This window comes from Ramlibacter sp. (assembly GCF_013697775.1).
Classification (GTDB): domain Bacteria; phylum Pseudomonadota; class Gammaproteobacteria; order Burkholderiales; family Burkholderiaceae_C; genus Ramlibacter.
In genome coordinates this window covers 1-6,029 of record NZ_JACCWG010000117.1, presented here as the reverse complement: position 1 = coordinate 6,029, position 6,029 = coordinate 1, and the positions used below count along the sequence as shown (strand labels likewise).

The window sequence follows — 6,029 nt, the reverse complement described above, 5'->3', positions numbered from 1 at the left end:
GCTCACGCCCTGCAACTCGCATTTCCGGACCCTGGCAGAGCAGGTCAAGATCGGCGTCTACGAAGCCGGCGGATTCCCGTTCGAGTTCCCGGTGATGTCGCTGGGCGAGACGCTGCTCAGGCCGACGGCGATGCTCTACCGCAACCTCGCCAGCATGGACGTCGAGGAGTCGATCCGCGGCAATCCGCTCGACGGCGTCGTGCTGCTCATGGGCTGCGACAAGACGACCCCCTCGCTCGTCATGGGCGCGGCCAGCGCCGACCTGCCGACGATCGGCGTCTCCGGCGGGCCGATGCTGAACGGCAAGTGGCGCGGCAAGGAGCTCGGCTCCGGCACCGGCGTCTGGAGCATGAGCGAGCAGGTGCGCGCCGGCACGCTGAAGCTCGAGGAGTTCTTCGACGCCTAGGGCTGCATGCACCGCAGCCACGGCCACTGCATGACGATGGGCACGGCGTCCACGATGGCCAGCATGGTGGAGGCGCTCGGCGTCGGCCTGCCCGGCAACGCAGCCTATCCCGCGGTGGACGGCCGGCGCAACGTGCTGGCGCGCATGGCGGGCCGGCGCGTGGTGGACATGGTGCATGCCGACCAGAAGCTCTCTTCCATTCTCACGCGCGAGGCCTTCGAGAACGCCATCAAGACGCTGGCCGCCATCGGCGGCTCGACCAACGCGGTGATCCACCTGATCGCGGTGGCGCGGCGCATCGGCGTGGAACTCGTCCTGGAGGACTTCGACCGCCTGGGCAGCGAGATGCCCTGCCTGCTGAACCTGCAGCCTTCCGGCAAGTACCTGATGGAGGACTTCTGCTACGCGGGCGGCCTGCCGGTGGTGATGAAGGAAATCGCGCAGCACCTGCACCTGGACGCGGTCACCGCCAACGGCCAGACCATCGGCCAGAACATCGCCGACGCGCAGAACTGGAACACCGAGGTGATCCAGCCGCTGGCCACGCCGTTCAAGGACAAGGCCGGCATCGCCGTGCTGCGCGGCAACCTGGCGCCGCGCGGCGCCGTGATCAAGCCGAGCGCGGCCACGCCGGCGCTGATGGTGCACACCGGCCGGGCCGTGGTGTTCGAGAACTCGGACGATTTCCACCGACGCATCGACGACGAGGACCTGGACATCGACGAGACCTGCGTCATGGTGCTGAAGAACTGCGGCCCCAAGGGCTACCCCGGCATGGCCGAAGTCGGCAACATGCCGCTGCCGCCCAAGGTGCTGCGCCGCGGCATCACGGACATGGTGCGCATCAGCGACGCGCGCATGAGCGGCACGGCCTACGGCACCGTGGTGCTGCACACCGCGCCCGAGGCCGCGGCCGGCGGCCCGCTGGCGCTGGTGAAGAACGGCGACATGGTCGAACTCGACGTGCCCCAGCGCCGCATCCACCTGCACGTGAGCGACGAGGAGCTGGCAAGCCGCCGCGCCGCATGGACCGCGCCGAAGCCGCCGATGGATTCCGGCTACTGGAAGCTGTACGTGGACCACGTGCTGCAGGCCGACGAAGGCGTGGACCTGGACTTCCTTGTGGGCAAGCGCGGCTCGGCCGTGCCGCGGGACAACCATTGACGCCACAATCGCTGATCGTTCATTGATCGGGGAGCGCGCTTGAAGCGTTTCGACATCGCCGCGCTCGGCGAGGGCATGGTCGAGTTCAACCAGACCCGGCCCGGCGAGCCGCACTACCTGCAGGGCTTCGGCGGCGACACCAGCAACGCGGCCATCGCCGCCGCGCGCGCCGGTGCGCGCACGGCCTATCTCAGCCGCGTCGGCGACGACGTGTTCGGCCGCGACCTGCTGGCGCTGTGGCAGGCCGAAGGCGTGGACACCTCGGGCGTCGAGGCCGATGCGCAGGCGCCCACGGGCCTGTACTTCGTCAGCCACGGCCCGGCCGGCCACGAATTCACCTACCGCCGCGCCGGTTCGGCCGCGGCCCGCATGTCGGCGCAGTGGCTGCGCGATGGGCCGGCGGCGGGCCTGATCCGCGAAGCGCGCATCCTGCACGTCTCCGGCATCTCGCTGGCCATTTCGCGCGAGGCGCGCAATGCCGCGTTCGCCGCGATGGCCGTCGCGCGCGAGAACGGCACGCTGATTTCCTTCGACGCCAACCTGCGGCTCAAGCTGTGGACGCTGGAGGAGGCGCGCCCGGCGATGGAACAGGCCGTGTCCCTGGCCGACATCTTCCTGCCCAGCCTGGACGAGATCGCCCTGCTCACCGGCCTGCAGGACCCGCAGGCGGTGATCGCCTGGGGCCATGCGCTCGGCGCGCGCACCATCGTGCTCAAACTGGGCGCGCAGGGCAGCATCGTCAGCGACGGCGCGCGCATGCACACCATGGCGCCGCTGCGGGTCGATGCGGTGGACGCCACGGGCGCGGGCGACTGCTTCGCCGGCAACTTCCTGGCGCGGCTCGCGGCCGGCGACAACGCGTTCGACGCCGCGCGCTACGCCAATGCCGCAGCAGCGCTTGCGGTGCAGGGCTGGGGCGCGGTCGCGCCGCTGCCGCGGCCCGAACAGGTGCGGGCGCTGCTGTGAACACGCTGGTCGCCGTCGATTGGGGCACGTCCTCGCTGCGTGCGGTGCTGCTGTCGGACAGCGGCGAGGTGCTGCAGGAGCGCAGCGCGCAGCGCGGCATCATGACCGTGCCAACCGGCGGCTTTCGCGCCGTGTTCGACGAACTGTGCGGCGACTGGATGCAGCAGGCGCAGCGCGCCCTCATCTGCGGCATGGCGGGCAGCCGCCAGGGCTGGCAGGAGGCGCCGTACTGCGCCTGCCCCGCGGGGCAGGACGCGCTGGCAGGCAGCCTCGCGTGGATCGAGCCGCAGCGCATCGCCATCGTGCCGGGCCTGCGCTGCGAGCACGACAGCGTGCCCGACGTGATGCGCGGCGAGGAAACCCAGGTCGTGGGCGCGCTGCGCCTGCTGGGCATCGGCACCGATCGCGCGACGTTGGTGCTGCCCGGCACGCACAGCAAATGGGCGCGCGCCGAGGGCGGCCGCATCGCATCGTTCTCCACCTTCATGACGGGCGAGTTCTACGCGCTGCTGCGCCATCACTCGCTGCTCGCGCGCACCATGCCGGAGGAGGACGGCGCGCTGAACGAAGAGGCGTTCCGCCGCGGCGTGGCGCATGCGCGGGCCTGCGGCAACCTGCTGCACGCCGCGTTCAGCGCGCGCACGCTGGCGCTGTTCGACCGCATGCAAGCGGATGCGCTGCCCAGCTATCTTTCGGGCTTGGTCATCGGCGAAGAGCTGCGCAGCCAGGTACATGAAGGCGACGCGCCGCTGGTGCTGGTCGGCGCGCCGGCGCTCACGCAGCGCTATGCGCTGGCGCTCGGCGCCTGGGGCGTGCAGGCGCGCAGCGTCGGCCCCGAAGCCACCTGGGCGGGCCTGCGGGCCATCGCCGACACGCTGGAGTAACCATGACGTCTTCCGTACGCCCTGCCGAACGTTTTGCCGGCCTGCTTGCGCAGTGCCCCCTGGTGGCCATCCTGCGCGGCTTGGCGCCGCCGGAGGCGGACGCCGCCGGCGACGCCCTGTTCGGTGCCGGCTTCCGCCTGATCGAGGTGCCGCTGAATTCGCCGCAGCCGCTGCAAAGCATCCGGCAGCTGTCGCGGCTGAACGGCGCCGCCCTGGTCGGCGCCGGCACGGTGCTGACCGCGCGCCAGGTCGATGAGGCGCACGACGCCGGCGCGCAGCTGGTGGTCGCGCCCAACTTCAATCCGGAGGTCGTGCGGCGCGCCGTCGCACTGGGCCTGGCCTGCGCGCCCGGTGTGGCGACGCCGACCGAAGCCTTCGCCGCGCTGGACGCCGGCGCCACCGCGCTCAAGCTGTTCCCCGCCGAGGCCATTCCGCCGGCGGCCGTGAAAGCCATGCGCGCGGTGCTTCCGGCGTCGGCCCTGCTGCTGCCGGTGGGCGGCATCTCCACCGCCAACCTGCGCACCTACATGGACGCCGGTGCCAACGGCGCGGGCCTGGGCTCGGCCCTGTACAAGCCCGGCATGGCCATCGACACGCTGCGCGAGAACGCGCGCGAATTCGTCGCCGCCTGGGCGGGTACGATTCGCGCATGAACAGCACCAACGCCTCCTCCTTTTCCCCGACTCCCGCGTCTCCCATTTCCTTCGGCCTGGCCGGCCGCGTCTGCGTGGTCACCGGCGCGGCGCAAGGCATCGGCGAAGCCTGCGCCCGGCGCTTCGCGCGCGAGGGCGCGCGGGTGGTGGTGTCCGACGTGGACGACGAGCGCGGCCGCGCGGTCGCCGCCGAGCTGGACGGCCTGTACGTGCATTGCGACGTGGGCAACAAGGCCGAGGTGGACACACTGATGGCGCAGACGCTGCTGAGCCTGGGGCGCATCGACGTGCTGGTGAACAACGCCGGCATCTTCAAGGCGTCCGACTTCCTCGACATCAGCGAGGCGGATTTCGACGCGGTGCTGCGCGTCAACCTGAAGGGCTCGTTCCTGGCCGGCCAGGCTGCCGCACGCGAGATGGCGAAGAACACGCCGCGCATGGACGCCAACGGCCATGCGTCGCGCGGCGCCATCGTCAACATGAGCTCGGTCAACGCCGTGCTCACGATTCCCAGCATCGCCAGCTACAACGTCAGCAAGGGCGGCATCAACCAGCTCACCCGCGTGATGGCGCTGTCGCTGGCCGACCACGGCATCCGCGTGAACGCGGTAGCGCCCGGCACCATTGCCACCGAGCTGGCGGCCAAGGCCGCGCTGACCAGCGAGGATGCCAAGAAGCGCGTGATGAGCCGCACGCCGATGAAGCGCCTGGGCGAACCGGCCGAAGTGGCGGACGTGGTGGCGTGGCTGGCGAGCGACGCGTCCAGCTACGTGACGGGAGAGATCGTGGTGATCGACGGCGGGCGGATGACGCTCAACTACACCGTAGCGGTGTAAGGGTAAGGGCGCGCGCCCAGCTGCACTGCGGGCGCTCTTCAGCGGGCCTGCTTGCGCGCCCCAGGCTTGGGGGCAGCGGCGGGAGCCTGCGTTTCCATGTAGTCGCGAATGAGCCGGCGGATCACCTGCGACGGCGTCATGTCCTGCGCGCGGCACAGGTCCTCGAACGCTTTTTTCTTGGAAGGGTCGATCAGGACGGTGAGCCTTGCGGTCTTGAGCTCCATGGGCAAGCAGGTTCTGATGTTAATCAGATTGTAATTTGTTTTCCGCCCTGACCCTACGAGCTGAGGCTCATCCGTGGGGTTTCTTCTCCTGCAGGCTCGGCGTGTACTCCACGCCGTGCTTCTTCAAATAGTCCTTGATCAGCTGCCGCACCACCTGCGATGCGGTGATGTCCTGGGCAGCGCATACCTCTTCAAACGCTCTCTTCTTGTCGGGGTCGATCAAGACTGTCAGACGGGCTGGTCTCTCTTCCATTCAATAACCTGTGCAGTTCCAAACATGATAATACTGTGCACCTGTCATGTGCTTCCAATGGTAGTGCTTTGGCGCGGCTGCCGGCCGGACGCGGCGCCAGCTTGCACACGGCAGCCGCTGAGGCTTCTGTAGGCTGAGTCATCAGCCGAGCTGGCGTTTGCGCATGTGCATCAACGGCAAATTGCAGGCGCGGCACAAGCAAACTACATTTGCCTTTTCACCGCCTGCTCAGCCACGTGACGTCCCTGCTGCTCCTGCTTTCTCTTGGCGCCGCCGCGCTCGGCGCGGTGGTGTTCGCCTGGGCGATCCGCGGGCGCAATTCCGGGCGTGCCGCGGCCGGCCGCTCGCTGTGCGGCCTGCTGGACAGCTATCTGGACGGCATGGCGCTGCAGCAGGCCGCCGAATTCGACGCGCAGACGCTGTGGGGCAAGCTGGAGCAGGCGCGGGCGGTGCAGCGCGCGCACTTTCCCGAGCTGTTCGCCGAAATGATGGACGTGTCCCGCACGCATGGCGAGCTGACCGAGCTGCTGCTGCGCGGCCACATGGAGCGCCATGGCGCGCCGACCAACTGGAGCGCGCTGGAAGCGCCGCAGCAGCTGGCGGCGGCGCTCGCGCGCGTGGCGGCCACCGTGCGCCTGCTGCA

The 6,029-nt window shown here is 69.7% G+C and carries 7 protein-coding genes and 1 pseudogene; 6 read left to right on the top strand and 2 right to left on the bottom strand.

Features of this window, described 5'->3' with window-relative positions; all coding sequences use genetic code 11:
- The 5 genes and pseudogenes from H0U68_RS06175 to H0U68_RS06155 form a co-directional block, all read left to right on the top strand.
- Positions 1-1,570: pseudogene (locus H0U68_RS06175) on the top strand (IlvD/Edd family dehydratase); the annotation flags it as partial.
- 39 nt (positions 1,571-1,609) lie between these two features.
- Entirely contained in the window at positions 1,610-2,536 is a 927-nt protein-coding gene (locus H0U68_RS06170; RefSeq protein WP_296353705.1) for a sugar kinase, read from the top strand.
- Positions 2,533-3,420, top strand: a complete 888-nt coding sequence (locus tag H0U68_RS06165) for a 2-dehydro-3-deoxygalactonokinase (protein WP_296353703.1) — start codon at positions 2,533-2,535, stop codon at positions 3,418-3,420. The genes H0U68_RS06170 and H0U68_RS06165 overlap by 4 nt, the downstream gene beginning before the upstream one ends.
- 2 nt (positions 3,421-3,422) lie before the next feature.
- The gene (locus H0U68_RS06160) at positions 3,423-4,073 is read left to right on the top strand and encodes a 2-dehydro-3-deoxy-6-phosphogalactonate aldolase (protein WP_296353702.1); all 651 of its coding nucleotides are present in this window, start codon (positions 3,423-3,425) and stop codon (positions 4,071-4,073) included.
- A complete protein-coding gene (locus H0U68_RS06155) occupies positions 4,070-4,909 on the top strand; it encodes an SDR family oxidoreductase (protein WP_296353700.1) in 840 nt (279 codons plus the stop codon). The genes H0U68_RS06160 and H0U68_RS06155 overlap by 4 nt, the downstream gene beginning before the upstream one ends.
- 38 nt (positions 4,910-4,947) lie before the next feature.
- On the opposite strand, the gene H0U68_RS06150 is transcribed toward H0U68_RS06155, so the two are convergent.
- A complete protein-coding gene (locus H0U68_RS06150) occupies positions 4,948-5,133 on the bottom strand; it encodes a ribbon-helix-helix protein, CopG family (protein ID WP_296353698.1) in 186 nt (61 codons plus the stop codon).
- A gap of 67 nt (positions 5,134-5,200) precedes the next feature.
- Positions 5,201-5,386: a CopG family transcriptional regulator gene (locus H0U68_RS06145; RefSeq protein WP_296353696.1), complete on the bottom strand. Its 186-nt coding sequence runs from the start codon at positions 5,384-5,386 to the stop codon at positions 5,201-5,203.
- A gap of 236 nt (positions 5,387-5,622) precedes the next feature.
- Between H0U68_RS06145 and H0U68_RS06140 the strand changes: the two genes are divergently transcribed.
- Positions 5,623-6,029: hypothetical protein (locus H0U68_RS06140; protein ID WP_296353695.1), on the top strand; the 407-nt coding region annotated here is incomplete at its 3' end.

Coding starts and splice junctions, on each gene's coding strand:
- H0U68_RS06155 (WP_296353700.1), top strand. CDS start 4,070: ATGAACAGCACCAACGCCTCCTCCTTTTCCCCGACTCCCGCGTCTCCC.
- H0U68_RS06150 (WP_296353698.1), bottom strand. CDS start 5,133: ATGGAGCTCAAGACCGCAAGGCTCACCGTCCTGATCGACCCTTCCAAG.
- H0U68_RS06160 (WP_296353702.1), top strand. CDS start 3,423: ATGACGTCTTCCGTACGCCCTGCCGAACGTTTTGCCGGCCTGCTTGCG.
- H0U68_RS06145 (WP_296353696.1), bottom strand. CDS start 5,386: ATGGAAGAGAGACCAGCCCGTCTGACAGTCTTGATCGACCCCGACAAG.